Here is a 24,758-nt window from a genome sequence, read left to right on the forward strand (position 1 = left end):
GTCTCCTCGGTCCGTCTGGGTTTGCCTGTGCTTATTTGGCAGCTTCGAGCACGCCACGGTTGATCTGGTCACGTTCCAGCGATTCGAACAAGGCCTTGAAATTGCCTTCGCCAAAGCCCTCACGGTAGTTGCCCTTGCGCTCGATAAATTCGAAGAACACCGGGCCCAGCAGCGGCTGCGAGAAGATCTGCAACAACAGGCGCGGCCGGCCGCCTTCGGTCGTGCCGTCGAGCAAAATGCCGCGTGCCTGCAACTCGCCCACCGGCTGGCCGTGGCCCGGCAGGCGCTTGGCCAGGTTCTCGTAGTACACGTCGTTGGGTGCCGTCAGCAGCGGAATGCCCGCCATCTGCAACTTGTCGATGGCGCTCGGCAGGTCCTCGCACAGCAAGGCGATGTGCTGGATGCCCTCGCCGTTGAACTGCATCAGGAATTCCTCGATCTGCCCGCCGCCCTGGCGTGCTTCTTCGTTGAGCGGAATGCGGACCAAGCCGTCCGGCGCGGTCATGGCCTTGGAGGTGAGGCCGGTGTATTCGCCCTGGATGTCGAAGTAGCGGATTTCCTGAAAGTTGAACAGCTTGCTGTAGAAGTCTGCCCAGTACGCCATGCGGCCCCGGTAGACGTTGTGCGTGAGGTGGTCCACCACGCTGAAGCCGTGTCCCACGGGGTTGCGGTCCACGCCTTCAATGAATTCAAAGTCGATGTCGTAGATGGACTTGCCGTCTTCATAGCGGTCGATGAGGTAGAGCGGCGCACCGCCAATGCCCTTGATGGCAGGCAGGTTCAGCTCCATGGGGCCGGGGCGCAGTTCCACGGGTTGGGCGCCCAATTCCAGCGCGCGCTTGTAGGCGTGGTGAGAGTCCTTCACGCGGAAAGCCATGCCGCAGGCGCTGGGGCCGTGTTCGGCGGCAAAGTAGCCGGCCACGCTTTTGGGCTCGCGATTGACGATGAAGTTGATGCCGCCCTGGCGGTACAGCACCACGTCCTTGGAACGGTGCTTGGCCACCAGCGTGAAGCCCATGCGCTCGAATATGGGTTCGATCACGCCCGCCACGGGCGCCGCAAACTCCACAAATTCGAAGCCCATCAGGCCCATGGGGTTCTCAAACAGATCGGTGGATGTTGCTGACATGGAAAGCTCCTCGTGTTCTGGGAAAAGATACTGAATTGTGGTCAGGAGCGCACGCATTGGGGTTGCGTTTTCTCACCCACAAGCCTATAGAAATGCATAATTCATGCATGAAACCTTCCAACAACGAAGATTCGCTGCTCGATAGCTTTGATGTGAGCCTTCTTGCTGCATTGCAGCGTGATGCCTATGCCACCCACCAACAGATTGGCGAGCAGGTGCACCTCTCGGCCTCGCAGGTGAGCCGGCGCGTGCAGCGCCTACAGGCCGCGGGCATCATCCGCCGTTATGTGGCACTGCTGGAGCCCGCCGCTATCGGCCTGGGCGTGCGCGCCATCTCCTACGTCACCCTTACCCGCCACAGCGGCGACGAGGGCCTGGCCTTCGAGCGCGAGATTGCCAGCTTTCCCGAGGTGCTGGAGTGCTACTCGGTGGCCGGCGAATCGGACTACATCCTGCAGATCGTGGCGGCCGACCTCGCCGTCCTCTCCGAACACGTCCTACGCCGCCTCACCCGCATCCAGGGCGTGGGGCAGATTCGCTCAAACATCGTGCTGAACCGGATCAAGAGCAACACGGAGTTGCCGCTGGCCCATCTCAAGCGTGGCGGCTAGAGCATCAACCGATACCCCACCCCCGTCTCAGTCAACAGATGCTGCGGCTGGCTCGGATCCACCTCCAGCTTCTGCCGCAGATGCCCCATGTAGATGCGCAGGTAGTGGCTCTGGCTGGCGTGAGAGGGGCCCCAGACTTCGCGTAGCAGTTGGCGGTGGGTGAGGACGCGGCCGGCGTTGGCGACCAGAACGAGGAGTAGGCGGTACTCGATGGGGGTGAGGTGGACTTCGGCGCCTGCGCGGTGCACGAGGCGGGCCTGGCGGTCGATGGCGATGTCGCCGAAGGTGAAGACAGAGTCATCCGCCCTGCCCTGTTCGGCAGCGGCGCGCGGGCGGCGCAGGTTGGCGCGCACGCGGGCCAGCAGTTCGCCCACGCCAAAGGGTTTGCTGAGGTAGTCGTCGGCGCCCGCGTCCAGCGCGGCGATCTTGTCGCCCTCGTCACTGCGCGCCGAGAGCACCACGATGGGCACGGCCGACCAACTGCGCACATCGCGAATCACGTCCAGCCCGTCGCCGTCAGGCAGGCCCAGGTCCAGCACCAGCAGGTCGGGTTTGCGGGTGGCGGCGTCGCGCAGGCCGTTCTGCGCGGTCTCGGCCTCGAACACCTGCCAGCCTTCGGCCTCCAGCGCGGCGCGCACAAAGCGGCGGATCTGGGGCTCGTCTTCAATCAGCACGGCAACGGGCACAGGGGTAGACATGGGGCTCAGGTTTCGTTGGCTTCGTCGGTTTCAGTGGGCGCGGGCGGCGGCGCGCGACGCGGCAGGGTGATGGTGAATTCTGCACCACCGCCCTCGGCATTGCATGCGCTGATGCGGCCCTTATGGGCATCCACCACGGCCTTGCAAATCGCCAGGCCCAGGCCCACGCCACGGGTGGACGATTCGTTTTTGCCGCGCGTGAATTTTTCAAACAGGTCCGCCTCTTTGCCGCGGCTGGCGGGCGGCAGGCCCGGGCCGAAGTCGCGCACGCGCAGCTCCAGCGCGTCGGCCCGCACCTGGGCAGACACCACGATGGCCGGGCTTTCGGGCGGCGTGCTCACGCCGTATTTGGCGGCATTCTCCAGCAGGTTTACCAGTACGCGCTCCATCAGTCCGGCGTCAAATTCCACCAGTGGCAGATCGGCCGGCAGGTCGGCGCGCACCTGCAGCGCACCCAGGCCATGGCGCGCCGCGCGGATGGCGCTGCCCACCACCTCTTCGGTGGACTGCCATTCCATGCGCAACTCCACCTGCCCGCTTTCCAGCCGCGCCATCTCCAGCAGGTTGCCCACCAGTGCGCTGAGCTCACGCGCCTCCTGGCTGATGGCCTGAGCCGAGATTTTTTGATCCGCACTGAGTGTGTTGGAGGCCGCCAGCGATTCCGCCTGGCCAACCAGCGCCGTGAGCGGCGTGCGTACATCGTGCGACATGGCCGCCAGCAGCGTGTTGCGCAGGCGCTCCGACTCCATCTGCACCACCGCGCCCTGCGCCACATCCACGTAGTGCACGCGCTCCAGCGCAATGGCAATCTGCCGCGCCAGTGTGTCGAGCTGCTGCACCTGTTCAGGAATTAGCAGCCAGCGCGCCTGCGCCGGTTGCAGCACCAGCACACCGCGCAGGCGCATGGGGGCTTTCAGCGGAACGTAGTGCCAGGGGTTGGACGGCAATGTGGAGGTGGCCAGCCCGGCATGCTGGCCGTTGTTGAAAGCCCAGTCGGCAATGCTGCCATCCAGGCCGGGCGGCAGGTCGGCGGGCAGCGCGAGCTGGTCACCGCTGTCGGGCAACAGCACCTTGGCATCGCCGCCAAAAGTGCGTCGCACGGCGGCCTCACCCAACTCCACCACCTGCTCGGTCTGCAGCGCGGCAGACAGGTCGCGCGTGAGTTCAAACAGCGCCTGCGCACGCCGCTCGCGGCTGGCCGCAACAAAGGCCGAGAAGCGCAGGTTGGCGGTGAGTTGGCCAATCAGCAGGCCCACCACCAACATCACCGCAAACGTCACCAGGTACTGCACGTCACTCACCGTAAACGACAGGCGCGGCTGCACGTAAAAGAAATCAAACGAGGCCACCGACAGCACGGCCGCCAGGCTAGCTGGGCCACGGCCCAGCTTGACTGCCACCAGCACCACACCCAGCAAAAAAAGCATGACGATGTTGGCCAGGTCAAACCAGGGCAGCAGGGGCTGGGTGAGCGCCGTGGTGAACAGGCAGGCCGCCACCGCACCGCCGTAGCGCAGCCAGGTTTCCCGCTGGCCGGTACTGGCTTGTGGCGCGTCTTCGCCCTCACGGCGCAGAGCCTGGCCCAGCTTGCGCACGCTGTCGGTAAAGCCCACTTCCACAATGTCCAGCGTGGGCGCCAGATTGGCGAGCTGGCGGGTGAGTGTGGGGCGCAACAGGCGCAACACGCTGCGCCAGTTGCTCGGCACCGGGCGGCCCAGTACCACCGTGGCGCAGTTGAGGGTCTGGGCATGCTGCAGCAAGGCGCTGGCAATGTCGTCGCCTGCCAGTACGGCCGTGCTGCCACCCAGCTCTTCCGCCAGCTTGAGCACGGCCAGCGTGCGATCGCGGTCCTGCGCGGCCAGCCGTTGCAGGGCAGGCGTCTCCACATAGGCCGCATGCCAGCGCACATTGAGCTGCCCGGCCAGGCGCGCGGCGCTGCGCACTGCATGTTCGGCGCCCGCGTGCGGGCCCACGCAGACCAGCAGCACGCCCGAGGTGTTCCAGGCCGGTTGGTCCGCCGCATTCTGCTGGCGTGAGGTTTGCACCAGGTGTTGGCGGTAGCTGCGCACGTCGTCGCCCACGTGTTCCGCCGTGCGGCGCAGGGCAATCTCGCGCAGCGCAATCAGGTTGCCCTTGCGAAAGAAGTTCTGGCTGGCGCGCTCGGCCTGCTGCGGGATATAGACCTTGCCGGCCTTCAGGCGTGCCAGCAGTTCGTCCGCCGTCACATCCACGAGCACGATTTCGTCTGCCCCGTCCAGCACGGTGTCGGGCACGGTCTCGTTCACGCGCACACCGGTGATGGCACCCACTGTGCCGTTGAGGCTTTCCAGGTGCTGCACGTTGAGCGCGGTCCAGACGTCAATGCCCGCGTCCAGCAACTCCTGCACGTCCTGCCAGCGCTTGGGGTGGCGCGAACCGGGGGCATTGCTGTGGGCCAGTTCGTCCACCAGCAGTATGTCGGGTTTGGCGGCCAGGGCGGCGTCAATGTCCAACTCGAACAGAACCTGGCCTCGGTAGGCGATTTCCTGCAGGGGCAGCACCTGCAGCCCGGTCTGCAGCTCCATGGTGTCCTTGCGGCCATGGGTTTCCACCACGCCCACCAGCACCCGCTGGCCAGCGCGCTGCGCACGCTGTGCCGCGCTGAGCATGGCGTAGGTCTTGCCCACGCCTGCGTTGGCGCCAAAGTAGATACGCAGCTTGCCGCGCCGCTGCGTGGCCTGCGCCTCCTGCAGCTGCGCCAGCAGGGCGTCCGGGTCGGGCCGGGAATCAGAAAGGCTTGCCATCTACTTAGTGTGCATCAAGCGCCAGGTTCAGCTGCAGCACGTTGACCACGGGTTCACCCAGCACCCCCAGCAACGGGCGTGTGGTGTGTTGCGCCACCAGAGCCTGCACGGCTTGCGGCGCCAGCTTGCGGGCGGCGGCCACGCGCGCCAGCTGGTATTGGGCCGCGGCGGGGCTGATATGCGGGTCCAGCCCGCTGGCCGAAGCGCTCACCAGCTCTACCGGCACAGGGGCGGTATTCGTCGGGTCGGCGACGCGCAGGGCTTCCAGGCGGGCCTTGGCGGCGTCTACCAGCGCCGGGTTCAGCGGGCCCTGGTTGGAGCCGCTGGATGCGGCTGCATTGTTGCCAAACGGGCCGGTAGCCGAAGGGCGGCCCCAGAAGTGGCCAGGATCGCTGAAGTTCTGGCCGATGAGGGCCGAGCCCACGGCTTTGCCATCGCGCACGATCAGGCTGCCATGCGCCTGGTGCGGGAACACGGCTTGCCCTATCCCCGTAACCACCAAGGGGTAGGCCACACCGGTGACCAGCGTGAGAGCTGTAAAGAGAACCAGCAGGGGACGAATGGATGTGTTCATGGCAGAAGTCCTTAAACCAGATTCAGGGCGACAAGCAACAGGTCGATAGCCTTGATACCCACAAAGGGCACCACCAAACCACCCAGGCCGTAGATGGCAAGGTTGCGGCGCAAGAGCGCGGCCGCACCCACCGGCCGGTATTTCACGCCCTTGAGTGCCAGCGGAATCAGCACCACGATGATCAGCGCGTTGAAGATCACGGCTGACAGAATGGCCGAGTTGGGGCTGCCCAGGCGCATCACATTGAGCGCAGCCAGCTGCGGATACGTGCTCACAAAAATGGCCGGGATGATGGCGAAGTACTTGGCCACGTCGTTGGCAATGGAGAAGGTGGTGAGCGAGCCGCGTGTCATCAGCAGGGCCTTGCCGGTCTCCACAATCTCCAGCAGCTTGGTGGGGTTGGAGTCCAGGTCCACCATGTTGCCGGCTTCCTTGGCGGCCTGCGTGCCGCTGTTCATGGCCACGGCCACATCGGCCTGGGCCAGTGCGGGCGCGTCGTTGGTGCCGTCACCGGTCATGGCGACCAGGCGGCCTTCAGCCTGGTAGCTGCGGATCAGCGTGAGCTTGTCTTCGGGCGTGGCCTCCGCCAGAAAGTCATCCACACCAGCCTCGGCGGCGATAGCGGCCGCCGTGAGCTTGTTGTCGCCCGTGATCATCACCGTCTTGATGCCCATGCGGCGCAATTCACCAAAGCGCTCCTTGATGCCGGCTTTCACAATGTCCTTGAGCTCCACAACACCCAGCACCTGGGTGCCATCCACCACGGCCAGCGGTGTGCTACCGCGGCGCGAGACTTCGTCCGCGGCGCGCAGCACTTCGGCTGGCATGCTGCGGCCCTGAGCCTCCAGGTACTTGCGTACAGCATCCACTGCGCCCTTGCGCAACTGGCGGGTACTGCCGTCGGCACGCGTCAAATTCAGACCGCTCATGCGGGTCTGTGCCGTAAAGGCGATCTCTTCGATGCGCCCCACCAGCGGCTCGATCTTCACCTTGCCCTGCGCCAGGGTCACGATGCTGCGTCCTTCGGGGGTCTCATCGGTCATGGACGACTGCGCGGCGCACTGGGCCAACTCGGCCAGGCTGACGCCAGGAGCGGGAATGAACAGCGCGGCCTGGCGGTTGCCGTGGGTAATGGTTCCGGTCTTGTCGAGCAGCAATACGTCCACATCGCCAGCCGCTTCCACCGCGCGGCCCGAGGTGGCAATTACGTTGGCCTGCATCATTCGGCTCATGCCCGCCACACCCACGGCCGACAGCAGACCGCCGATGGTGGTGGGGATCAGGCAGACCAGCAGTGCGATGAGGGCCGTGATGCCGACCACGGTGCCGCTGCCTGCGGCTTCCACGCTGAAGATGGAGAACGGCAGCAGCGTGACGGTGACCACGAGGAATACGATGGTCAGCGCCACCAGCAGGATGGTCAGCGCCACCTCATTGGGAGTCTTCTGGCGCTTGGCGCCCTCCACCATACCAATCATGCGGTCCAGAAAGGACTCGCCGGGGTTCACGCCAATCCGTACCACCAGCCAGTCCGACAGTACCCGCGTGCCGCCGGTAACCGAGGCAAAGTCGCCGCCCGATTCGCGTACCACCGGAGCCGATTCGCCCGTGATGGCGCTTTCGTCTACGGTCGCCACGCCCTGGATCACGTCGCCATCGACGGGGATCATGTCGCCCGCTTCAACGAGCACCACATCGCCCTTGCGCAGGTTTTCCGCCTGCTCGGGCAACCAGGTGGAACCATGGACAGGCTCCTTCAGCTTCTTGGCCCAGGTGCTTTTCTTGAGGCCCTTGAGCGAATCGGCCTGTGCCTTGCTGCGGCCCTCAGCCAGTGCCTCGGCAAAGTTGGCAAACAGCACGGTAAACCAGAGCCAGACGGCCACGGCGAGGATGAAGCCCGCGGACTCGCCCACGTTGCCCTGCAAGGCTTGCAGGCCGAGCAAGGTGGTGACGATGCTGCCGATATAGACCACAAACATCACCGGGTTGCGCCATTGCACGGCAGGGTGCAGTTTGGTGAACGCGGCCCACACGGCGGGTTTGACCAGTGCGGGGTCCATCAGGGTTAAGGAGTTTTTGCTTGTCATACAGAGTTCTCGCAAATAGGGGCTGTGTTTACGCGGCAGGCCAGAGCATCAGGTGCTCCACCACCGGGCCCAGGGCCAGCGAGGGCACGTAGTTCAACAAGCCCACCAGCAGCACCGTGCCAATCAGCAGCACCACAAACAGCGGGCCGTGTGTGGGGAAAGTGCCCGCGGTGGCGGGCAAGCGTTTCTTGGCAGCCAGCGCACCGGCAATGGCCAACACGGGCACGATCACGCCAAAACGGCCAAACCACATGGCGATGGCCAGCAGGTAGTTGTAAAACGGCGTGTTGGCTGACAGGCCCGCAAAGGCGCTGCCGTTGTTGTTGGCGGCAGAAGTCAGCGCGTAGAGGATTTCGGAGAAGCCGTGGGCGCCAGGGTTGGCAATGCCGGCCTTGCCAGCGCCAGCAAGCACGGCAATGGCGGTGCCTGCGAGCACCAGGATGGGCGTGACCAGAATCGCGATCGAGGTGAGCTTCATCTCATGCGACTCGATCTTCTTGCCCAGGTACTCGGGGGTACGGCCAATCATCAGGCCCGCAATGAACACCGCCAGGATGGCGAAGATGAGCATGCCGTACAGGCCGGTGCCCACGCCGCCAAACACCACCTCGCCCAGCTGCATCATCACCATGGGCACCATGCCACCCAGGGGTGTGAAGGAGTCGTGCATCGCGTTCACCGCACCGCAGGAGGCCGCGGTGGTGATCACGGCAAACAGGCTGCTGGCGGTGATGCCAAAGCGGGTTTCCTTGCCTTCCATATTGCCGCCGCTTTGCAGATCGCTGGTGGTCTGGTCCACACCCAGTGCGGCGATCTGCGGGTTGCCCGCCTGCTCGGCGGGCATGATGGCCGCCACGGCGATGACAAACATCACCGTCATCGCCGCCAGCACGGCCCAGCCTTGGCGCTGGTCGCCCACCTCGCGGCCAAAGGCAAAGCACAGGGCGGCGGGGATCAGGAAGATGGCCAGCATCTGCAGGAAGTTGCTCAGCGCCGTGGGGTTCTCATAGGGGTGGGCCGAGTTGGCGTTGAAGAAGCCGCCACCGTTGGTGCCAATCATCTTGATGGCCTCTTGCGACGCCACCGGGCCCATGGACAGGGTTTGCATCGAGGTGCTGGCGTCTTCCATCACCGGGGCGCCCTTCTCATCCAGCATAGGCTGGCCGTCTGCTCTGAGCTTGGGCTGCTGGAAAGCCGTGGTTTCCAGCGTAGTGACTTGCTGGTAGGCGTCAAAGTTCTGGATCACGCCCTGCCCCACCAGCAAAATGGCAAAGACCAGCGACAGGGGCAGCAGCAGCCAGGTGGTGATGCGCGTGATGTCGACCCAGAAGTTGCCAATCACGGCGGTCGATTTGGCGGCAAAGCCGCGGAAGAGCGCAAAAACCACCGCAATGCCAGTGGCGGCGGACAGGAAGTTCTGCACCGCCAGGCCCAGCATCTGGGTCAGGTAGCCCATGGTGGACTCGCCTGCATAGCCTTGCCAGTTGGTATTGGTGACAAAGCTCACTGCGGTGTTGAACGCCGAGTCCACCGACACATCGGCCATGCCTGCGGGATTGAGCGGCAACACGGTCTGCCAGCGCTGCAGCAAAAACACCGCCAGCACGCCCAGCGCATTGAAGGCCAGCAGCGCCCAGGTGTATTGCTTCCAGGACATGGGCTGGTCGGGCGAAGTGCCAGCCAGCCGGAACAAAGGCGCCTCCAGGCGCAGCATCCACTGTGGCAATTGGCCGGAACTCAAGCGTGCAATCCAGATGCCCAGGGGCCAGGATGCGATCAAGAGTGTGGTGAGAAAAAGGGCCAGCAGCCCCCATGCCGAGCTGCTCATCAGAAGTCCTCCGCACGCACCAGGGCGTAAACCAGATAGGCCAGCAGGAGGCCGGCGCAGGTACCACCCAGGCCGTAGACCACATGCAATGTGTTCACCGTTTCCATCATTTCTCTCCATCAAGATTGGATGGGGAAAGTGTGGTCAGACGGGCATAAAAACGGGGTTGAGATTCAGGGCATGGGTATAAAAAAAGCGTAAACGCCCAAGAAAAAACCCCTGACGGCACAGGCCGTCAGGGGTTGAATCCTTTACTAGGCAGCGCTTACTTGGCAGTACGCAGCCCGACGCCCAGCGCCGCGCCCACGCTCAGCAGCAGCACCAGGGCCGCGCCCAGCAGCGTGGCGCCGTACCAACCACGGTCCATGAAGACGCCAAAGACGATGGGCGAAATGGCAAAGCCGGTGTCCAGGCCGGAATAGACCAAACCATAGACTCGGCCGGTAGCGCCCTTGGGGGTGGCCTTCTTGATCATCATGTCGCGCGAGGGGCCGCCAATGCCCACCGCAAAGCCGGTGATGGCCAAGACCACCATGGTGCCTGTGGCGCCCAGCAAACCCGTGCCACACAGGGCCAGCAGCACAGCCCCAGCCGCCATCGCCCAGGCCACCACGCGGTCAGAGTGGGCCGATTTGGCGGCTACAAAGCCGCCAATGAACATGCCCACGGCGCCGCACAGCATGTAGGACGAGATGGTGAGTGTGGCTGCCTCAAAGCTCACGCCGTGCATGGCTTTGAGAATGGACACCGCGTAGCTCTGCACCACGGCAAGCGTCATGGTGGAGAGCAGGAAAAAGCCAAAGCACCACCACACCACTGGCAGCTTCATGAAGGCCAGGTCGTGTTCCTTCTTCGCATGGTCTTCAGAATTCGGCGCGGGACGCGCGACCACCTTGGTGCTCAGGTGCTTGCGCTGTACCACCAGCAGCGCCAGGATGGCCACGTACATGACCGCCGCAGCCAGATAGGCATGGCGCCAGCCGATCAGCGCGCCCAGCCCCGCAAAGAACACAGGTGCCACAGCCCAGCCCAGGTTGCCGGTGAGGCCGTGTGCACTAAAGGCATAGCCCAGACGCGGCGCGGAGACACGCTGGTTGAGGATGGTGAAGTCCACCGGGTGGAAGGTAGCGTTACCCAGACCGGCCAGCGCAGCCACGACAAACAGGCCCGCATAACCCGTCACCAGGGAGGCCGCCACGCAGGACAGCGCAAAAGTGGCCAGCGCGGCAAACATCAGGGGACGGGCACCCAGGCGGTCCACCACAAATCCGGCGCAGGCCTGGCCCACACCCGACACGACGAAGAACACTGTCATCAACAAGCCCAGCTGCGAATAGCTCAGGCCAAACTCTTTCATGAAGACGGGGAACAACAGCGGCAGCAGCAGATGGCCGAAGTGCGAGCTGGCATGTGCCAAGCCGACGAGGCCGATGACGGTGGCGTCCTGCTTCATGGGATTGGCAGGCGCGGCGGGGGTGGAAGCGTTGAGCGTGGCGGTAGTCATGGCTGCATCGTAGGCGCGCCCGCAGTTTCCTGATTACGATAAAAAGACAATAATTACCGAAATCCCGCCAAACCTGACCTACCGATCAAGCCCCATGCAACGCAAGCCCGCACGCAACCCCGTGTCTTTCGACACATCGGCAAACCGTCCGCCCACGGCGGCGCGCCCAGTGCGCAGCAGGGCCCGCTCGCTGGCCATGGACGCCCACATTGAGCCACACCAGCACCCCTGGGCCCAGTTCACCTACTGCGCCAGCGGCCTTATGCAAGTGACGGTAACGCAGGACGAACGCGAGACCACCTTCATCGTGCCGCCCAGCCGCGCGGTGCTGATTCCGCCCGGCGTGCAGCACAACGTAGTGGTGCTGGAGACGGCCGAGCTGCGTACGGTAGACATTTTTCCGGGCGCACTGCCCGCCAGTTGGACGGAATGCCGCGTGCTGATGGTGAGCAAGCTGCTGCGCGAGCTGGTGCATGCGCTGGAAGGCAGCGAGCCCGGACCGCGCGACGATGCCTTGATGACACTGACCGCCGACGAGATGGCCCGCGCCGACACCCAGGCCCTGGGCGTGCCCATGCCCCACCCCGAACATGGCGACAAGCGCCTGCGCGCCTTGTGCGAAGCCGTGCTGCGCGACCCGGCCGAGCGCGGCCAGCTGCGCGAATGGGTGGCCGACGTGGGCGCCAGCGAGCGCACCATGGCCCGCCTCTTCCGCGACGAGCTGGGCACCAGCTACCAGCAATGGCGATTGCAGGCTGTATTGGCCCATGCCCTGCCCCAACTGGCACGCGGTGTGCCCATTGCCCAGGTGGCCGCAGCCGCCGGCTACGCGACCGACAGCGCGTTTTCCGCCATGTTCAAGCAGGCCATGGGCAAGCCGCCCAGCCACTTTTTGGCCAAAAACGCCGCCTGAGCTGCGCAAACCGCTATGGTTTTCATAGCTGCTTGCGCAAATAGCACGGGGGCTGGAGGCGTATTGGCCATAGGGTCTTGGCGCCGAGGCTAGAATCCGCCCCGCAGCCCGCAAGGGTTGCCGCGTTCTCAGGGCGGGGTGAAATTCCCCACCGGCGGTATCTGGAGCCTGACTCCAGCAGCCCGCGAGCGCCCACGCCAGCCCTTGCCGGCGTGGGGTCAGCAGATCTGGTGAGATGCCAGAGCCGACGGTCACAGTCCGGATGAAAGAGATCGCGCACACCAGATCGGGCACGCCCATACGCGCGCCTGTTCTGCGTTTGCGTGCGCCCTGATTCTTGTTAATCCTCTTTTGAGACCACCATGAATCAGACTTCCTCGCCGCGCATTGCCATCATCAGTTCTTCGTGGCATCGCGACATCGTCCACAGCAGCACCAACGCCACCAAGGCCGAGCTGCAGCGGCAAGACATAGACCCCAGCCAGATCGATCACTTCGAGGTACCCGGCGCCTTCGAGATTCCCCTTCACGCCCAGCGCCTGGCGCGCAGCGGCCGCTATGACGCCATCATTGCCGCGGGCCTCATCGTCAACGGCGGCATCTACCGCCACGAGTTCGTCACCACCGCCGTCATCGACGGGCTGATGCGTGTGCAACTGGACACCGATGTGCCTGTCTTCAGCGCCGTGCTCACCCCGCGCGACTTCCACGAGCATGAAGAGCACGTGAATTTTTTCCGTGCGCACTTCGTCAAGAAGGGTACCGAGGTCGCTCAGGCCTGCCTGCAAACCCTGCGTGCCCTTCAGGAATTGCCGGTCGCCGGATAATCTTCCGACTCCCCTGCCTCTTCCACCCGGATACCGACCATGCACCTCTCCAACTGGCTAGTTTTCTGCGGCGTTGCCTTCCTGGTGTGCTTCAGCCCCGGCCCCGGGGTGCTGCTGGCCATCTCCAACGCCATGGCGCATGGCAAGCGGGACTGGGTGGCGAGTTCACTGGGCAATGCCACAGGCCTGTTCATCATCTCGGGCGTGGCCATGGCCGGCATGGGCGCCATCCTGGCGGTGTCGGCCTTGGCCTTCACGGTTCTGAAAGTGGCCGGCGCCCTGTACCTCATCTACCTGGGCATCAAGCAATGGCGCAGCCAGGCAGTGTCGTTTGCTGCGGCAGAGTCGGCCGCCCATGTGGCCGGCTCCGCAGAAGACAAGGCCATCACCCGCCGGCTCTACGGCCAGGGCATGGGCGTGGCTCTGACCAATCCCAAGGCCATCCTCTTCTTCTCCGCCCTCTTCCCCCAGTTCATCACGGCAGAAGCGCCGGTGTTTGAACAGGTAGCGGTGCTGACCTGCACGTTTGTGGCCATGTCGCTGCTCTCGCACCTGTCGTATGTGCTGGTAGCCCGCATGTTCAAGGGTCAACTGACCAACCCGCTGCGGCAACGCCTGTTCAACCGCGTGTCCGGTGGGCTGTTTGTGCTGCTGGGCCTGAGCCTGCTGCGACTCAAGAACAAGGTCGCGGCCTGAACCGCTATCAAAAAAGAAGCTGCTTGCGCAGATTCCACGGGGGCTAGAAGCCTTTTTAGTGCTTGACTTGCTGGCGAAGCGACTGCACCAGCCCCAGAGTCAGAAGCACCACCACCAGCAGGTCAAACCCAATCGTCAGCCCAGCCTGGCCCAGATAAGCCTGGCCATACGTCAGCACCAGGCTAATGAAGACCAGCTTGCTCACCACGGCAAGCGTGAGCACCAGCGGCCGGCTGGCGGGCCGGTAGGCGCCGTAGATCAGCAGCGCCCCCACCAGTGTGATCAGCACACCCCAGTTGCGCACGACGATCTGCACCAGCGGCCCGTCGTCCAGCGTCGCGCCAAAGGTGGCGCGCAAGGCGCCCAGTGGGTCGATGGCGGCGTACAGCATGGTGCAGGTCAGCACACCGGCGATCAACATGATCCACTTCAACGATTTGGCAATCCACTGCATGTGCGGCTCCTAAAAATGTGTTCAGGGGGATGAGGTGCGGGCCGATTCAGGCAAGCCGAACACCTTGTCAAAGGCCCAGGTAAACGCGACGGTGTAGACAAAGAAAAACAGCAGCAACCCGAAGTCCGCCACCATCGCGGCCCAGAGCGAAATGTCCAGCCAGTACGCCATCACCGGCGCCAAGATAAGCGCGAGCCCGCCCTCAAAGCCGATGCCATGCGCCAAACGCCGCGCGGGCGAGCGCCCTTTCACTGCCTGACGCGCTTCCCAGCGCTCAAACAGGCTGTTGAACACGTAGTTCCACGCTAGGGCAATGGACGACATAACCGCCGCCAGCAAAAAGGCCGAACCGGGTGGGTGGGAGAACAGCAACGCCAGCGTGGGCGTCACAACGGCGATGGCAATGCTTTCGTACAGGATGGCCTGCAGGATGCGGCGGCGAATGGGAGACATGGGGGCTGATAGTAAGGGCTGCCTCCCTGGCCTGCTGGCACCGCACACCAAAACAGTGCAATTCATCTGGCACACCAATTGCTTGATCCAGATCAGAGTAGAAGCTGTCAGTAACCACCGGGCGCACGCCCAGGTTATCGGTCATTGCTCTGGTGACGGTAGTGCCGTCGCATGCTGAAAGTGCGCTTTCAGCATTTGGGTTTGCACCCAACAGAGACTGGCGGCCATCAGGCTGCTGCTTAGCCTCGGCACTGTCGTCTTTCCATATCAACTTTTGGAGAGATTGACGATGCAACGCAAACTGACCCAACACTTCACCCGCCTGGCCTGCGCTACCGCACTGGCCGCCCTGTCCACCGCCACCTGGGCGCAAGACAAGGTGACCTTCCTCACCTCCTGGTACGCACAGGCCGAACACGGTGGCTTCTACCAGGCGCTGGCTGCAGGCATCTACAAAAAACACGGCCTGGACGTCACCATCAAGATGGGCGGCCCACAGGTCAACGGCATGCAGCTGCTCACCGCAGGCCAGGCCGACTTCATCATGGGATATGACCTGCAGGTGCTCAAGTCGCTGGAACAAGGCCTGCCAGTCACCACCGTGGCCACGTCCTTCCAGAAAGACCTTCAGGGCCTGATGACGCATGAAAACGTCAGTGGCCTGGGCGACCTGAAAACCAAAACCATACTGGTCTCCACCTCGGGGCGCCCCACCTGGTGGCCCTGGATGAAAGCCAAATATGGCTACACCGAAGAACAGGCGCGCCCCTATACCTTCAACCTGCAGCCCTTCTTTGCCGACGCCAACGTAGTGCAGCAAGCCTACCCCTCGTCCGAGCCCTTCCAGGCCAACAAGGCGGGCGTCAAAACCAAGTTCTTCCTGTTTGCCGATGAGGGCTACCCGCCCTATGGCACCACCATCGTGTCCACCACCAAGCTGGTGGCCGAGAAGCCCGACGTGGTGCAGCGCTTCGTGCGCGCCAGTATCGAGGGCTGGAAGGCCTACCTGGCCAACCCTGCGGCGGGCAATGTGCTCATCAAGCAGGACAACCCCAAGATGGATGACGAGCAAATCACCTTTGCCATCCAGCGCATGAAAGAACTCAAGGTGTTTGACGGTGGCGACGCCGCCAAGCTGGGCGCCGGTGTGATGACCGATGCCCGCTGGAAGCAGACCTACGACTTCATGGTGGGTGCGGGCCTGCTCAAGGCTGAGACCGACTGGAAGAAGGCCTACACCACCCAGTTCGTTAAAGACCTCAAGGTCATGCCCTGACCGCTCACCAAACCTGACTGAGAGTCCCGCTGGCGAAGGCGACCATTCTGGCGCGCCGGCCAGCGCTGCCCCACCGTACTCACTGCATACACGCGTGGGGCAGCACATCTGGAGAGAGAACCATGTTGGTAACTCAACAACCCGTGCTGCGCCGCTTCTGGTACGCACTGATGCCCATCAGCCACCTGGACGATGGCCCCAAACCTTTCACACTCCTGGGTGAAAACCTGGTGCTGTGGAAGAAGGCGAATGGTGAACCCGCCGCCCTGCACGACCGCTGCTGCCACCGCACCGCCAAGCTGTCCAAAGGCTTTGTCGAAGGCGACCACATCGTCTGCGGCTACCACGGCTGGACGTATGACTGCAGCGGCGCCTGCGTGCGCATCCCGCAAAACCCCGACGCGGCCATCCCCGCCGGTGCCAAGGTGCCCGCCTTCCACTGCCAGGAGAAATACGGCTACGTGTGGGTAGCACTGGAAGACCCGCTGCGCCCCATCCCTCACTTTCCCGAAGATGGTGCACCCGGCTACCGCCGCATCTTCCAGTTCTATGAGGAGTGGAAAACCAGCCCGGTGCGCGTGATGGAAAACTCGTTCGACAACTCGCACTTCAGCTTTGTGCACAAAGCCAACTTCGGCATCCTGAACCAGCCCGTGCCGCAGAAGTACGAACTGGTGGAAACCGTCTTTGGTTTTGAGGGCGAAACCACCATCCCAATCAACAACCCACCCGCCGGCCACCGCGTCACCGGCGCCACCACGCCCACCACCACGCGCCGCCTGGCCAACAAGTACTACCTGCCCTTCTCGCGCCGCTTTGGCTGCCACTACCCCGACAGTGGCATCGACCACATCATCTACAACTGCGCCACCCCCATCAGCGACGACCGCCTCATGTTGGTGCAATGGCTGTACCGCAACGACACCGAAGAACAGTGCAGCACGCAAGAGCTGATCGACTGGGACGCGGCCATCACCGCCGAAGACCGCGACATCCTGGAGGCGACCGACCCCGACGCCTGCATCGACACCAAGCGCCGCCAGGAATTCCACATGCCGTCCGACAAACCCGGCCTGCTGATCCGCCGCATGCTGATGGACGTGTTGGCCGAACACGGCGAAGTGGAAATGCACGCCGGCAACCGCCGCACCGTGGTGCCCATCCATCTCGAGTCTTCTGCGAAGGAGTGAGCATGCTCATGAAAACCAGCACCGACACGGCCATGGCCGACGAAGAAGCCCCGGCCCCGCCCATACCAGATACCCCCGACGCGCAAACCGTGCTGCACGCCAACAAGGTGGAGAAGACCTATGGCAACGGCACCCACGCGCTGGCACGCATGAGCTTGCGCATCCAGCGCGGCGACTTTGTCTCCCTGCTCGGCCCCTCGGGCTGCGGCAAGAGCACGCTGCTCAAGATGTTTGCCGGGCTGGAAGAGCCCAGCCACGGCCATATCCGCTGGGCCGGGGCCGACCACCCATCCAAGTCCGGCCTCACCTCGGCCATGGTGTTCCAGGAAGCCACGCTCATGCCCTGGGCCACCGTAGCCGCCAATGTGCGCCTGCCGCTGGACCTGCAAAAGGTGCCCGTGCAAGAGGCCAATGCACGCGTGGCCACGGCACTGGCCCAGGTGGGCCTGGGCGCCTTTGGCCACGTGTACCCGCGTGAGCTTTCAGGCGGCATGCAGATGCGCGCGTCCATTGCGCGTGCCTTGGTGACGAAGCCCGATGTGCTGCTGATGGACGAGCCCTTTGGCGCGCTGGACGAGTTCACGCGCAACAAGCTCGACACCGACCTGCGCGCCCTCTGGCAGGCCACGGGCCTGACGGTGGTGTTTGTCACGCACAGCATTTACGAGGCGGTGTTCCTCTCCAGCCGCGTGGTGATGATGGCCGCGCGCCCCGGCCGCATCGTGGCCGATGTGCCGCTGGATGAGCCCGACCGCTCCGAGGCCTACCGCCTTTCGCCCCCGTTTGCCGAGCATTGCCGCGAGCTGTCCGCCATGCTGATGGCCGCCAGCGACCCCGCCGATTTGCACTGAGTTGCATCAAGGAACACACGCTATGCAAACCTCTTTTTTCAAAAGCGCCAACACCCTCAAATGGCTGGCCCCGCTGGTGGTGGGCGCCGCCTTCTTGCTGCTGTGGCAGGGCATCTGCACCGCCTTTCAGGTGCCGGTCTATCTGGTGCCCAAGCCCACAGACATTGCGCACACGCTGCTGACGGACGGCCCCTCGCTGCTGCTGGCGCTGGGCACTACGCTCAAGATCACCGTGCTGGCCTTTGTGCTGGCCACGGTGCTGGGCGTCATCGCAGCGTTTCTGTTTGTGCAGAGCCGCCTCATCGAGGCCAGCCTCTTCCCCTACGCCATCCTGCTGCAGGTCACGCCCGTGGTGGCGGTGGCGCCGCTCATCATCATCTGGGTCAAGCAGCCCACGCTGGCGCTGGTGATTTGTGCCACGCTGGTCACGCTGTTTCCCATCATCTCCAACACCGTGCTGGGCCTGCGCAGCGTGAACCCCGGGCTGATCAACCTGTTCAAGCTCAACCGCGCCAGCCGCTGGCAAACGCTGTTGCGCCTGCGCATACCCAGTGCGCTGCCCTTCTTCTTTGGGGGCTTGCGCATCTCCAGCGGGCTGGCGCTCATTGGCGCGGTGGTGGCCGAGTTTGTGGCCGGCACGGGCGGCACCGGCGCGGGCCTCGCGTATGAGATCTTGCAGGCCGGTTTCCAGATCAACATCCCGCGCCTGTTTGCCGCGCTGGCCCTCATCTCGCTCACCGGCATCGCCCTCTTCGTCAGCATGGACTGGCTCAGCAAAAAAGCCCTGGGCCACTGGCACGACAGCGCGCAAGGCGCCTAACTACATCAACACAATGACCTCTACCCTCATCCGCAACGCCGCCGCCATCGTCACCGGTCAGCGCGGCGCTGCCTCCCGCACCGCCGGGCCCGACATTCGCATTCGCGGCAACGTGATCGACGCCATCGGCCAACTCACGCCCGAGCCCGGTGAACGCATCGTGGACGCCACCGACTGTGTGGTCTACCCCGCCTGGGTCAACACGCACCACCATCTGTTCCAGTCGCTCATCAAGGGCGACGCGCATGGGCTGGACCTGCCACTGACCGCCTGGCTGGCCGCCACGCCCTACCGCTTTCGCGCCGCGTTTGACGAAGGCCTGTTCCGCACCGCCGTGCGCATTGGCCTGCTGGAGCTGGCGCTGTCGGGCTGCGGCACCGTGGCCGACCACAACTACCTGTACTACCCCGGCATGCCCTTCGACAGTTCGGCCATCCTGTTTGAGGAAGCCGAGCGCATGGGCCTGCGCATGGTGCTGTGCCGCGGCGGCGCCACCAAGGTGCGCCAACTGGAAGCCGAACTGCCCCAGGCCCTGCGCCCCGAGTCGCTAGATGGGTTCTTGGGTGACGTGCAACGCCTGACCAAGCAGTACCACGACGCATCCCCCAACGCCATGCGCCGCGTGGTGATGGCGCCCACCACACCACCCTACTCCATGGCCCCGGCCGAACTGGTGGAGTGCGCTCGCACCGCGCGCAGCTTAGGGCTGCGCCTGCACTCGCATTTGTCAGAGACGGTGAGTTACCAGGACTCCGTGCACAACATGCACGGCATGAGCCCGGTGCGCTTTGTGGCGGAGCACGAATGGCTGGGCGGCGACGTGTGGTTTGCGCATCTGGTGAAGCTGGACGCCGAAGAGATAGCCCTCTTGGGCAGCACCGGCACCGGCATCGCCCACTGCCCGCAAAGCAACGGCCGCCTGGGCAGCGGCATCGCCCCAATCCTGGCGCTACAGGCTGCCGGCGTGCCCATCTCCATGGGCGTGGACGGCGCTGCGTCCAACGAGGCTGCCGACATGATTTCCGAAGTGCACGCCGCCTGGCTCATGCAGCGCGCTGCCGCGGGTGACCGCTGCCAACCGCTCTATCGCGGTGGCAATGGCGAAGGACAAAGCACCGCTGTGACTGCCGACGACGTGGTGGCCTGGGGCACATCCGGCGGCGCCAAGGTGCTGGGCCTGGACGCCATAGGCACGCTAGCCCCCGGCATGGCCGCGGACATTGCGCTGTATGCGCTGGACGACCCGCGCTACTTTGGACTGCACGATGTGGCCGTGGGGCCGGTGGCGAGTGGCGGGCGGCCTACGCTGACGGGGCTGTGGGTAAATGGGCAGCTCGTTGTCGAGGACGATGTGCTGCGGGGGGTAGATGTGGGGAAGCTGAGGGCGGAGGCGCGGGGGGCGGTGAAGAGGCTGATGGCAAGTTAAGAGTATGCGAGATTGCCATATGACATCAATGAAAACTCAATCTCATTTTTGGCAATCAATTTGCACACCCAATTAAGTCACTTACACCAATTTCATAACCTCAACCAAATTTCGGCTTATGAGGACACTAGTTCACAACAAACATGCTTAGCTTTTCGCAAAAAATTGGAACCAATCGCTTTCTATCAACGTTATATTCCCAAAGTGAGTTTTCAAATCGTCTAACTTGATCATTAACATCCAGCTTCTCGTACTCTTCGTCAGTAAACAAGCTGAACTTGATCCATGAAGTTATCCAAGATAGCTTTAGATCATCGTAATCTTTTGAATCTTGAACCATAAACTCTACTTCAGCGCGAAGTTCGGAATACCGCAAATTACCAAATAGAAGTCGACTAAACACGTTTGGTTTCACAACCTTCAGGACACTTAAAAAAGTGATGACAGGAACAATTCTTAATTGATTTTTTGTGGAAGTTCCGTAAATGATCGACAAATTCGTAAAGACCTTCTCAAGTTGCCGTAAGGAAAGATTGAAGTGGCGCGCAAGAGAACCAAGACATTCAACGATATTTCGCTCGTCCCCCCATGTTTCAAGTTCATGTAGTTGAATCAGCTTTTTGCAATAGGTATCCAAATCATTGGTATAAGGGTTCGAAACCCTCTTGGGGACCGTAGTTTCAATATTTATAAACTTTTGAAGATACGTATGTGCATCAATGTTATTGCCATACATGCACTTGATTGCTTCTTGTAGCTGTTCCTTGTGCATTACTAGAAGAAACACTACGTTCTTTACTGAAAATAGATGCTTTATCTTCTCAAGCAATTCAACAGAAAAAGAGGGCCTGCATCTGTCGAGTTCATCAACAATGATGACTAAACGACCACTATGGTTATCTTTTAGTTTTTCAGGTAGCTCAGATAGAGATTTTCTGAATGACCCAATTAGGTCACCCTCTTTGGAATGGGAATTTAATCGTTCTGTTACCAACTCTGCAACTGCATCAGATGTATCAGTGGCAACGTCATCCGCTAATTCCGATAACGAGTCAATGTCTGACTCCTTGATCACACCAAGGGTGGCCGCCTTAACACCGACTTTTGCGGTCCAAGATAGAAGACGAACACCCACCTTCATAGCCTTTGCTTTGAAACTCTTCCCCCCTCCGGTCTGAGTGGAGTTTCGCTCCACATATGAAGTAATTGCGCTAGCTATTGAAATGAAGGCATCGTCTGTGTAGTCATTCTGAAATGCATCGATGTAAATGCTGGGAACACCTTGCTCCTTCAGAAGTCCTTGCCACATTTTGACGAAGGTAGTCTTCCCTTCACCCCACTTTCCGTCAAGAGAGATGACGAGTTCGTCGGTCGAACGTAGTACCAAGTTTGACAATGCTTCACCGAAAGCCCTGCGTTGAAGTACATCATTCTTAAATCCGTCGTCATCTTCGACGGTAATTGAAGGGGTTACGATTTTCATGAGCAGCCCGAAATGTGTGGCGTTAAATTTCTCGTTTTTCTTGCTTTCACTTCAGTATATGACCGTGCGTTAACCTCTCCACCATGTCACAAACACCTCTCCACCTACAAACCCCTCTCCTGGAATCCCGCGCCCTCAGCCAGCTCGTGCAGCGCACCGTCTGGCTCAAGATGGAAGCCCTGCAGCCGCCCGGCAGTTTCAAGATTCGTGGCATTGGCCATGCCTGCCAGATCTATGCGCAGCGCGGGGCCAAGCGTTTTGTGTCGTCGTCGGGCGGCAACGCGGGCATGGCCGTGGCGTATGCGGGGCGGGTGATGGACATCCCCGTGACGGTGGTGGTGCCGCAGACCACCACGGCGCGGGCGCAAGAGCTGCTGAGGCTGGAGGATGCGGACGTGATCGTGCATGGTGCGTCTTGGCAAGAGGCGAATGAGGTGGCGCTCTCGCTGGTGGGGCCGGACGATGCGTTTTTGCATCCGTTTGACGACCCGCTGCTGTGGACGGGCCACGCAACCATGATTGACGAAGTGGCCCACGCGGGCGTGGTGCCCGATGCGGTGGTGCTGTCGGTGGGTGGTGGTGGCCTGCTGTCGGGCGTGGCCGAGGGCATGGCGCGCAATGGCTGGGAGCAGGTGCCCATCATTGCGGTAGAGACAGAGGGCGCCGCTTCGCTGCACGCAGCCATGCAGGCGGGGCACACGGTGGCGCTGGACGCCATCACCAGCGTTGCCAGCTCACTCGGGGCCAAGCGTGTGTGTGAACAGGCTTTCCAGTGGACGCAGCAGCGCCCGGTGCAGAGTGTGTTGGTGTCAGACGCGAGTGCGCTGAATGCGTGCGAGCGTTTCTTGACCGACCACCGCGTGCTGGTGGAACCGGCCTGCGGCGCCAGCCTGGCGCTGGCCTACGAAGCCAACGCGGCGCTGACGCCCTACCGCAACGTGTTGTTCATCGTGTGCGGTGGCGCCACCGCCACGGTGGCGCAAATCCGCCAGTGGCGAGGCGCCTGAGAACGGATTTTTCGCAGGCTTAGCACTATAAAACCAGTAGCTGCTTGCGCATATTCCACTGGGGCTAGAGGCACTTTTTATCCATATTCCCCTGGTATCCCGGTCAGCGCGCGTATTACTTACACAGGCGCCTCATGGGCTTCGTTCACTGCGGCCTTGTCATCTTGAAGAGTTGCTCTGGCCCAACCGTGAAATAGTCTGCCGGGCCACCGCCCCGCAAGATGTGTCCGGCGTGGGCCGTGTCGTAAATGTCTGCCGCCAGATGCGTCTTGGCGATATGAACAAAAACGACCTCGCCCAACACCAGCCAGGTGGGAACTTGCTGCCCGTCTATCCCTTGCAGTTGCAGGATCTGCGTGACCTTGCATTCAAACGACACCGGGCTCTCGCCCACGCGCGGGGGCTTCACGAGACGGGACGGGAGCGGTGTGAGCTGGGCCAATTCAAACTCGTTGACGTGAGGCGGCACCGGGGCGCAGGTCTGGTTCATGGCCTCGGCCAGGGGCTTGGTCGCCAGGTTCCAGACGAATTCACCGGTCTGCTGTACGTTGCGAATCGTGTCCTTGAAGCCAATGCTGGAGAACCCGATGATGGGCGGCACGTAGTTGAACGCGTTGAAAAAGCTGTACGGGGCAAGGTTGACCCGCCCTTGTTCGTCCGCACACGATATCCAGCCAATTGGACGCGGCCCCACGATGGCGTTGAAGGGGTCGTGTTTGAGGCCGTGGCCCAGGCGCGGCTCGTAGGAGTGGAAGGTGTCGGACATTGCAGCGTGTTGGTTGCGAATATGGCCACAATACTCGCATGCCACGCCTGACCCAAGCACCCAATCTGCAGATAGCAACGCTGTGGGCAGATGCGCTCACGACAGAGGGGATTGAAGCCAGTGTGCAACGGCAATTCCTGGGCAGTGCGGCGGGTGAACTGCCACCCGACCAATGCATGCCCGAGGTGTGGATTCGGCACCCGGAGCAGGAGGCTGCAGCCCGGCAAATGCTGCACCACCTGCAGCACGTTCCGCAGCGGCAGTGGTGGTGTGTGTGCGGCGAACTGGTGGAAGGCGGTTTTGAGCAGTGCTGGAACTGCGGTGTGTGGATGCCCCGATAGGCACTGGCCGACAACACAACGCAAAACAGGCCTTCAGCGCATGACGCCAAAGGCCTGTGTTGTCAGGGAACGGGCTGGGGATTAGGGAGCAGCGTTCTTCTTGGCAATTTCATTGCCCACGTAACCACCGCCTACGGCACCAGCGATGGTGGCCAGGGTTTTGCCATCGCCACTGCCGATTTGGCTACCCAGAGCACCACCCACCAGGGCACCCACGCCGATACCGATGGCGCTGTTCTTCTGGGCCGGCGCAGCGGCGGGTTGCGCAGGCGCCGTAGACGCAGCGGCCACTTGGGAGGACGTCTTTTGGCTCGTGGCCTTATGGCTTGCGGAGGTCTGCGCGGGCAGTGCCGGCAGCGGTTTCACGTCCGCCGCAGCGCTTGCCGCAACGGCAGCGGGCGAATTGGCGTTCGAGGTGGGAAGAATGCCCGTAATGGCAGCGGCGCCCAACAGGCTCACCAAAATCACAGAGCCCGCAGCGACTGCAATCAGGGGATGCAGACGGAAAGCACGGGGTTGATTGGCAGGGATGGGGGACAAGTTCATGGTATTTCCTTCTGTGGTGACTCAAAAAACCACGACGTCAGTTTGGCTGACGCACGCGCTTGGTACCAGAGGACAGAATCCCGACTTGACGTAGGACTGCGCCTACAAAGTGATGCCACCACGTACTGCGCGAGCGGTTTTCGCTACAGAATCAGTAGCTGCTCGCGCATATTTCACGGGGGCTAGAGGCCAATTTACTCCTGAACCAGCTTAGGCCGTAACCTGCACGCCCTTCCAGAAGGCCACCCGGTCGCGCACCATGTCGGCCTCGGGTTTGGGGTCGGCGTAGTACCAGACGGCGTCGGGGTTCATCTCGCCGTTGACCAGCAGCGAGTAGTAGCTGGCCTGGCCTTTCCAGGCACAGCTGGTCTTGTGGTTGCTGAACTGCACGTAGTCACGGTTCAGGCTGCTGGCGGGGAAGTAGTGATTCCCCTCCACCATGACCGTGTCGTCGCTCTCGGCAATGACTTTGCCGTTCCAGATAGCTTTCATGCA

Annotated in this window: 25 protein-coding genes and 1 riboswitch; of the genes, 11 read left to right on the top strand and 14 right to left on the bottom strand. The window is 62.5% G+C overall.

Annotated elements, in window-relative coordinates:
• Positions 1 to 31: 31 nt before the first annotated feature.
• On the bottom strand, positions 32 to 1,129 hold the full coding sequence (gene hppD, locus AC1RNN_RS06505) for a 4-hydroxyphenylpyruvate dioxygenase (protein WP_493087629.1): 1,098 nt from the start codon (positions 1,127 to 1,129) through the stop codon (positions 32 to 34).
• A gap of 107 nt (positions 1,130 to 1,236) precedes the next feature.
• On the opposite strand from hppD, the gene AC1RNN_RS06510 reads away from it, so the two are divergent.
• Positions 1,237 to 1,740: an Lrp/AsnC family transcriptional regulator gene (locus AC1RNN_RS06510; protein ID WP_493087627.1), complete on the top strand. Its 504-nt coding sequence runs from the start codon at positions 1,237 to 1,239 to the stop codon at positions 1,738 to 1,740.
• Here AC1RNN_RS06510 and kdpE read toward each other — a convergent pair.
• The 7 genes from kdpE to AC1RNN_RS06545 all read right to left on the bottom strand — a co-directional run bounded on the left by kdpE (position 1,737) and on the right by AC1RNN_RS06545 (position 11,214).
• The gene (kdpE, locus tag AC1RNN_RS06515; RefSeq protein WP_493087626.1) at positions 1,737 to 2,438 is read right to left on the bottom strand and encodes a two-component system response regulator KdpE; all 702 of its coding nucleotides are present in this window, start codon (positions 2,436 to 2,438) and stop codon (positions 1,737 to 1,739) included. The two genes, AC1RNN_RS06510 and kdpE, sit on opposite strands and share 4 nt — an antisense overlap.
• Before the next feature lie 5 nt (positions 2,439 to 2,443).
• On the bottom strand, positions 2,444 to 5,221 hold the full coding sequence (locus AC1RNN_RS06520; protein ID WP_493087625.1) for a DUF4118 domain-containing protein: 2,778 nt from the start codon (positions 5,219 to 5,221) through the stop codon (positions 2,444 to 2,446).
• 4 nt (positions 5,222 to 5,225) lie between these two features.
• Positions 5,226 to 5,795: a potassium-transporting ATPase subunit KdpC gene (kdpC, locus tag AC1RNN_RS06525; protein WP_493087624.1), complete on the bottom strand. Its 570-nt coding sequence runs from the start codon at positions 5,793 to 5,795 to the stop codon at positions 5,226 to 5,228.
• An 11-nt stretch (positions 5,796 to 5,806) separates the two neighbouring features.
• Positions 5,807 to 7,882: a potassium-transporting ATPase subunit KdpB gene (gene kdpB / locus AC1RNN_RS06530; protein WP_493087623.1), complete on the bottom strand. Its 2,076-nt coding sequence runs from the start codon at positions 7,880 to 7,882 to the stop codon at positions 5,807 to 5,809.
• A gap of 28 nt (positions 7,883 to 7,910) precedes the next feature.
• Entirely contained in the window at positions 7,911 to 9,710 is a 1,800-nt protein-coding gene (gene kdpA, locus AC1RNN_RS06535) for a potassium-transporting ATPase subunit KdpA (protein ID WP_493087621.1), read from the bottom strand.
• Positions 9,710 to 9,817, bottom strand: coding sequence for a potassium-transporting ATPase subunit F (locus AC1RNN_RS06540; protein WP_493087619.1), 108 nt, complete (start codon positions 9,815 to 9,817; stop codon positions 9,710 to 9,712). The genes kdpA and AC1RNN_RS06540 overlap by 1 nt, the downstream gene beginning before the upstream one ends.
• Before the next feature lie 158 nt (positions 9,818 to 9,975).
• Entirely contained in the window at positions 9,976 to 11,214 is a 1,239-nt protein-coding gene (locus AC1RNN_RS06545) for an MFS transporter (RefSeq protein WP_493087618.1), read from the bottom strand.
• 94 nt (positions 11,215 to 11,308) lie between these two features.
• Between AC1RNN_RS06545 and AC1RNN_RS06550 the strand changes: the two genes are divergently transcribed.
• The 3 genes from AC1RNN_RS06550 (at position 11,309) to AC1RNN_RS06560 (ending at position 13,650) form a co-directional block, all read left to right on the top strand.
• Entirely contained in the window at positions 11,309 to 12,127 is an 819-nt protein-coding gene (locus AC1RNN_RS06550; protein WP_493087616.1) for an AraC family transcriptional regulator, read from the top strand.
• Positions 12,128 to 12,247: 120 nt separating this feature from the next.
• Positions 12,248 to 12,405, top strand: a riboswitch (FMN riboswitch).
• 84 nt (positions 12,406 to 12,489) lie between these two features.
• Positions 12,490 to 12,954 (top strand): 6,7-dimethyl-8-ribityllumazine synthase, encoded by a 465-nt coding sequence (locus AC1RNN_RS06555; protein ID WP_493087614.1) that lies wholly within the window; start codon positions 12,490 to 12,492, stop codon positions 12,952 to 12,954.
• 39 nt (positions 12,955 to 12,993) lie between these two features.
• Positions 12,994 to 13,650: a LysE family translocator gene (locus AC1RNN_RS06560; protein WP_493087612.1), complete on the top strand. Its 657-nt coding sequence runs from the start codon at positions 12,994 to 12,996 to the stop codon at positions 13,648 to 13,650.
• A gap of 55 nt (positions 13,651 to 13,705) precedes the next feature.
• On the opposite strand, the gene AC1RNN_RS06565 is transcribed toward AC1RNN_RS06560, so the two are convergent.
• Together AC1RNN_RS06565 and AC1RNN_RS06570 are read right to left on the bottom strand one after the other, a co-directional pair.
• Positions 13,706 to 14,104, bottom strand: coding sequence for a hypothetical protein (locus AC1RNN_RS06565; RefSeq protein WP_493087611.1), 399 nt, complete (start codon positions 14,102 to 14,104; stop codon positions 13,706 to 13,708).
• A 21-nt stretch (positions 14,105 to 14,125) separates the two neighbouring features.
• Entirely contained in the window at positions 14,126 to 14,557 is a 432-nt protein-coding gene (locus AC1RNN_RS06570; protein ID WP_493087610.1) for a PACE efflux transporter, read from the bottom strand.
• 289 nt (positions 14,558 to 14,846) lie between these two features.
• Between AC1RNN_RS06570 and AC1RNN_RS06575 the strand changes: the two genes are divergently transcribed.
• The 5 genes from AC1RNN_RS06575 (at position 14,847) to AC1RNN_RS06595 (ending at position 20,120) form a co-directional block, all read left to right on the top strand.
• Positions 14,847 to 15,833 (top strand): ABC transporter substrate-binding protein, encoded by a 987-nt coding sequence (locus tag AC1RNN_RS06575; RefSeq protein ID WP_493087609.1) that lies wholly within the window; start codon positions 14,847 to 14,849, stop codon positions 15,831 to 15,833.
• A 122-nt stretch (positions 15,834 to 15,955) separates the two neighbouring features.
• The gene (locus AC1RNN_RS06580; RefSeq protein ID WP_493087608.1) at positions 15,956 to 17,023 is read left to right on the top strand and encodes an aromatic ring-hydroxylating dioxygenase subunit alpha; all 1,068 of its coding nucleotides are present in this window, start codon (positions 15,956 to 15,958) and stop codon (positions 17,021 to 17,023) included.
• A 32-nt stretch (positions 17,024 to 17,055) separates the two neighbouring features.
• Positions 17,056 to 17,874, top strand: a complete 819-nt coding sequence (locus AC1RNN_RS06585) for an ABC transporter ATP-binding protein (protein WP_493088225.1) — start codon at positions 17,056 to 17,058, stop codon at positions 17,872 to 17,874.
• Positions 17,875 to 17,896: 22 nt separating this feature from the next.
• Positions 17,897 to 18,694, top strand: coding sequence for an ABC transporter permease (locus tag AC1RNN_RS06590; RefSeq protein WP_493087607.1), 798 nt, complete (start codon positions 17,897 to 17,899; stop codon positions 18,692 to 18,694).
• A 13-nt stretch (positions 18,695 to 18,707) separates the two neighbouring features.
• Positions 18,708 to 20,120 (top strand): amidohydrolase family protein, encoded by a 1,413-nt coding sequence (locus AC1RNN_RS06595; RefSeq protein WP_493087606.1) that lies wholly within the window; start codon positions 18,708 to 18,710, stop codon positions 20,118 to 20,120.
• A gap of 127 nt (positions 20,121 to 20,247) precedes the next feature.
• Here the strand turns inward: AC1RNN_RS06595 and AC1RNN_RS06600 are convergent, their stop codons facing one another.
• Entirely contained in the window at positions 20,248 to 21,603 is a 1,356-nt protein-coding gene (locus AC1RNN_RS06600; protein ID WP_493087604.1) for a KAP family P-loop NTPase fold protein, read from the bottom strand.
• Positions 21,604 to 21,686: 83 nt separating this feature from the next.
• Between AC1RNN_RS06600 and AC1RNN_RS06605 the strand changes: the two genes are divergently transcribed.
• A complete protein-coding gene (locus tag AC1RNN_RS06605) occupies positions 21,687 to 22,610 on the top strand; it encodes a pyridoxal-phosphate dependent enzyme (protein ID WP_493087603.1) in 924 nt (307 codons plus the stop codon).
• A gap of 145 nt (positions 22,611 to 22,755) precedes the next feature.
• Here AC1RNN_RS06605 and AC1RNN_RS06610 read toward each other — a convergent pair whose 3' ends face one another.
• The gene (locus AC1RNN_RS06610; protein WP_493087601.1) at positions 22,756 to 23,376 is read right to left on the bottom strand and encodes a flavin reductase family protein; all 621 of its coding nucleotides are present in this window, start codon (positions 23,374 to 23,376) and stop codon (positions 22,756 to 22,758) included.
• Between the two features lie 38 nt (positions 23,377 to 23,414).
• Between AC1RNN_RS06610 and AC1RNN_RS06615 the strand changes: the two genes are divergently transcribed.
• Entirely contained in the window at positions 23,415 to 23,717 is a 303-nt protein-coding gene (locus AC1RNN_RS06615; RefSeq protein ID WP_493087600.1) for a DUF2007 domain-containing protein, read from the top strand.
• Positions 23,718 to 23,798: 81 nt separating this feature from the next.
• Here AC1RNN_RS06615 and AC1RNN_RS06620 read toward each other — a convergent pair whose 3' ends face one another.
• Together AC1RNN_RS06620 and AC1RNN_RS06625 are read right to left on the bottom strand one after the other, a co-directional pair.
• On the bottom strand, positions 23,799 to 24,263 hold the full coding sequence (locus AC1RNN_RS06620) for a glycine zipper 2TM domain-containing protein (RefSeq protein ID WP_493087598.1): 465 nt from the start codon (positions 24,261 to 24,263) through the stop codon (positions 23,799 to 23,801).
• A gap of 210 nt (positions 24,264 to 24,473) precedes the next feature.
• On the bottom strand, positions 24,474 to 24,755 hold the full coding sequence (locus AC1RNN_RS06625; protein WP_493087596.1) for a DUF427 domain-containing protein: 282 nt from the start codon (positions 24,753 to 24,755) through the stop codon (positions 24,474 to 24,476).
• Positions 24,756 to 24,758 lie beyond the last annotated feature (3 nt).

The organism is Rhodoferax sp. GW822-FHT02D07, from assembly GCF_058802405.1.

Bases quoted from the DNA above. Each gene is read 5' to 3' on its own strand.
- hppD (WP_493087629.1), bottom strand. From the start codon at position 1,129: ATGTCAGCAACATCCACCGATCTGTTTGAGAACCCCATGGGCCTGATG.
- AC1RNN_RS06510 (WP_493087627.1), top strand. From the start codon at position 1,237: ATGAAACCTTCCAACAACGAAGATTCGCTGCTCGATAGCTTTGATGTG.
- kdpE (WP_493087626.1), bottom strand. From the start codon at position 2,438: ATGTCTACCCCTGTGCCCGTTGCCGTGCTGATTGAAGACGAGCCCCAG.
- AC1RNN_RS06520 (WP_493087625.1), bottom strand. From the start codon at position 5,221: ATGGCAAGCCTTTCTGATTCCCGGCCCGACCCGGACGCCCTGCTGGCG.
- kdpC (WP_493087624.1), bottom strand. From the start codon at position 5,795: ATGAACACATCCATTCGTCCCCTGCTGGTTCTCTTTACAGCTCTCACG.
- kdpB (WP_493087623.1), bottom strand. From the start codon at position 7,882: ATGACAAGCAAAAACTCCTTAACCCTGATGGACCCCGCACTGGTCAAA.
- kdpA (WP_493087621.1), bottom strand. From the start codon at position 9,710: ATGAGCAGCTCGGCATGGGGGCTGCTGGCCCTTTTTCTCACCACACTC.
- AC1RNN_RS06540 (WP_493087619.1), bottom strand. From the start codon at position 9,817: ATGGAAACGGTGAACACATTGCATGTGGTCTACGGCCTGGGTGGTACC.
- AC1RNN_RS06545 (WP_493087618.1), bottom strand. From the start codon at position 11,214: ATGACTACCGCCACGCTCAACGCTTCCACCCCCGCCGCGCCTGCCAAT.
- AC1RNN_RS06550 (WP_493087616.1), top strand. From the start codon at position 11,309: ATGCAACGCAAGCCCGCACGCAACCCCGTGTCTTTCGACACATCGGCA.
- AC1RNN_RS06555 (WP_493087614.1), top strand. From the start codon at position 12,490: ATGAATCAGACTTCCTCGCCGCGCATTGCCATCATCAGTTCTTCGTGG.
- AC1RNN_RS06560 (WP_493087612.1), top strand. From the start codon at position 12,994: ATGCACCTCTCCAACTGGCTAGTTTTCTGCGGCGTTGCCTTCCTGGTG.
- AC1RNN_RS06565 (WP_493087611.1), bottom strand. From the start codon at position 14,104: ATGCAGTGGATTGCCAAATCGTTGAAGTGGATCATGTTGATCGCCGGT.
- AC1RNN_RS06570 (WP_493087610.1), bottom strand. From the start codon at position 14,557: ATGTCTCCCATTCGCCGCCGCATCCTGCAGGCCATCCTGTACGAAAGC.
- AC1RNN_RS06575 (WP_493087609.1), top strand. From the start codon at position 14,847: ATGCAACGCAAACTGACCCAACACTTCACCCGCCTGGCCTGCGCTACC.
- AC1RNN_RS06580 (WP_493087608.1), top strand. From the start codon at position 15,956: ATGTTGGTAACTCAACAACCCGTGCTGCGCCGCTTCTGGTACGCACTG.
- AC1RNN_RS06585 (WP_493088225.1), top strand. From the start codon at position 17,056: ATGGCCGACGAAGAAGCCCCGGCCCCGCCCATACCAGATACCCCCGAC.
- AC1RNN_RS06590 (WP_493087607.1), top strand. From the start codon at position 17,897: ATGCAAACCTCTTTTTTCAAAAGCGCCAACACCCTCAAATGGCTGGCC.
- AC1RNN_RS06595 (WP_493087606.1), top strand. From the start codon at position 18,708: ATGACCTCTACCCTCATCCGCAACGCCGCCGCCATCGTCACCGGTCAG.
- AC1RNN_RS06600 (WP_493087604.1), bottom strand. From the start codon at position 21,603: ATGAAAATCGTAACCCCTTCAATTACCGTCGAAGATGACGACGGATTT.
- AC1RNN_RS06605 (WP_493087603.1), top strand. From the start codon at position 21,687: ATGTCACAAACACCTCTCCACCTACAAACCCCTCTCCTGGAATCCCGC.
- AC1RNN_RS06610 (WP_493087601.1), bottom strand. From the start codon at position 23,376: ATGTCCGACACCTTCCACTCCTACGAGCCGCGCCTGGGCCACGGCCTC.
- AC1RNN_RS06615 (WP_493087600.1), top strand. From the start codon at position 23,415: ATGCCACGCCTGACCCAAGCACCCAATCTGCAGATAGCAACGCTGTGG.
- AC1RNN_RS06620 (WP_493087598.1), bottom strand. From the start codon at position 24,263: ATGAACTTGTCCCCCATCCCTGCCAATCAACCCCGTGCTTTCCGTCTG.
- AC1RNN_RS06625 (WP_493087596.1), bottom strand. From the start codon at position 24,755: ATGAAAGCTATCTGGAACGGCAAAGTCATTGCCGAGAGCGACGACACG.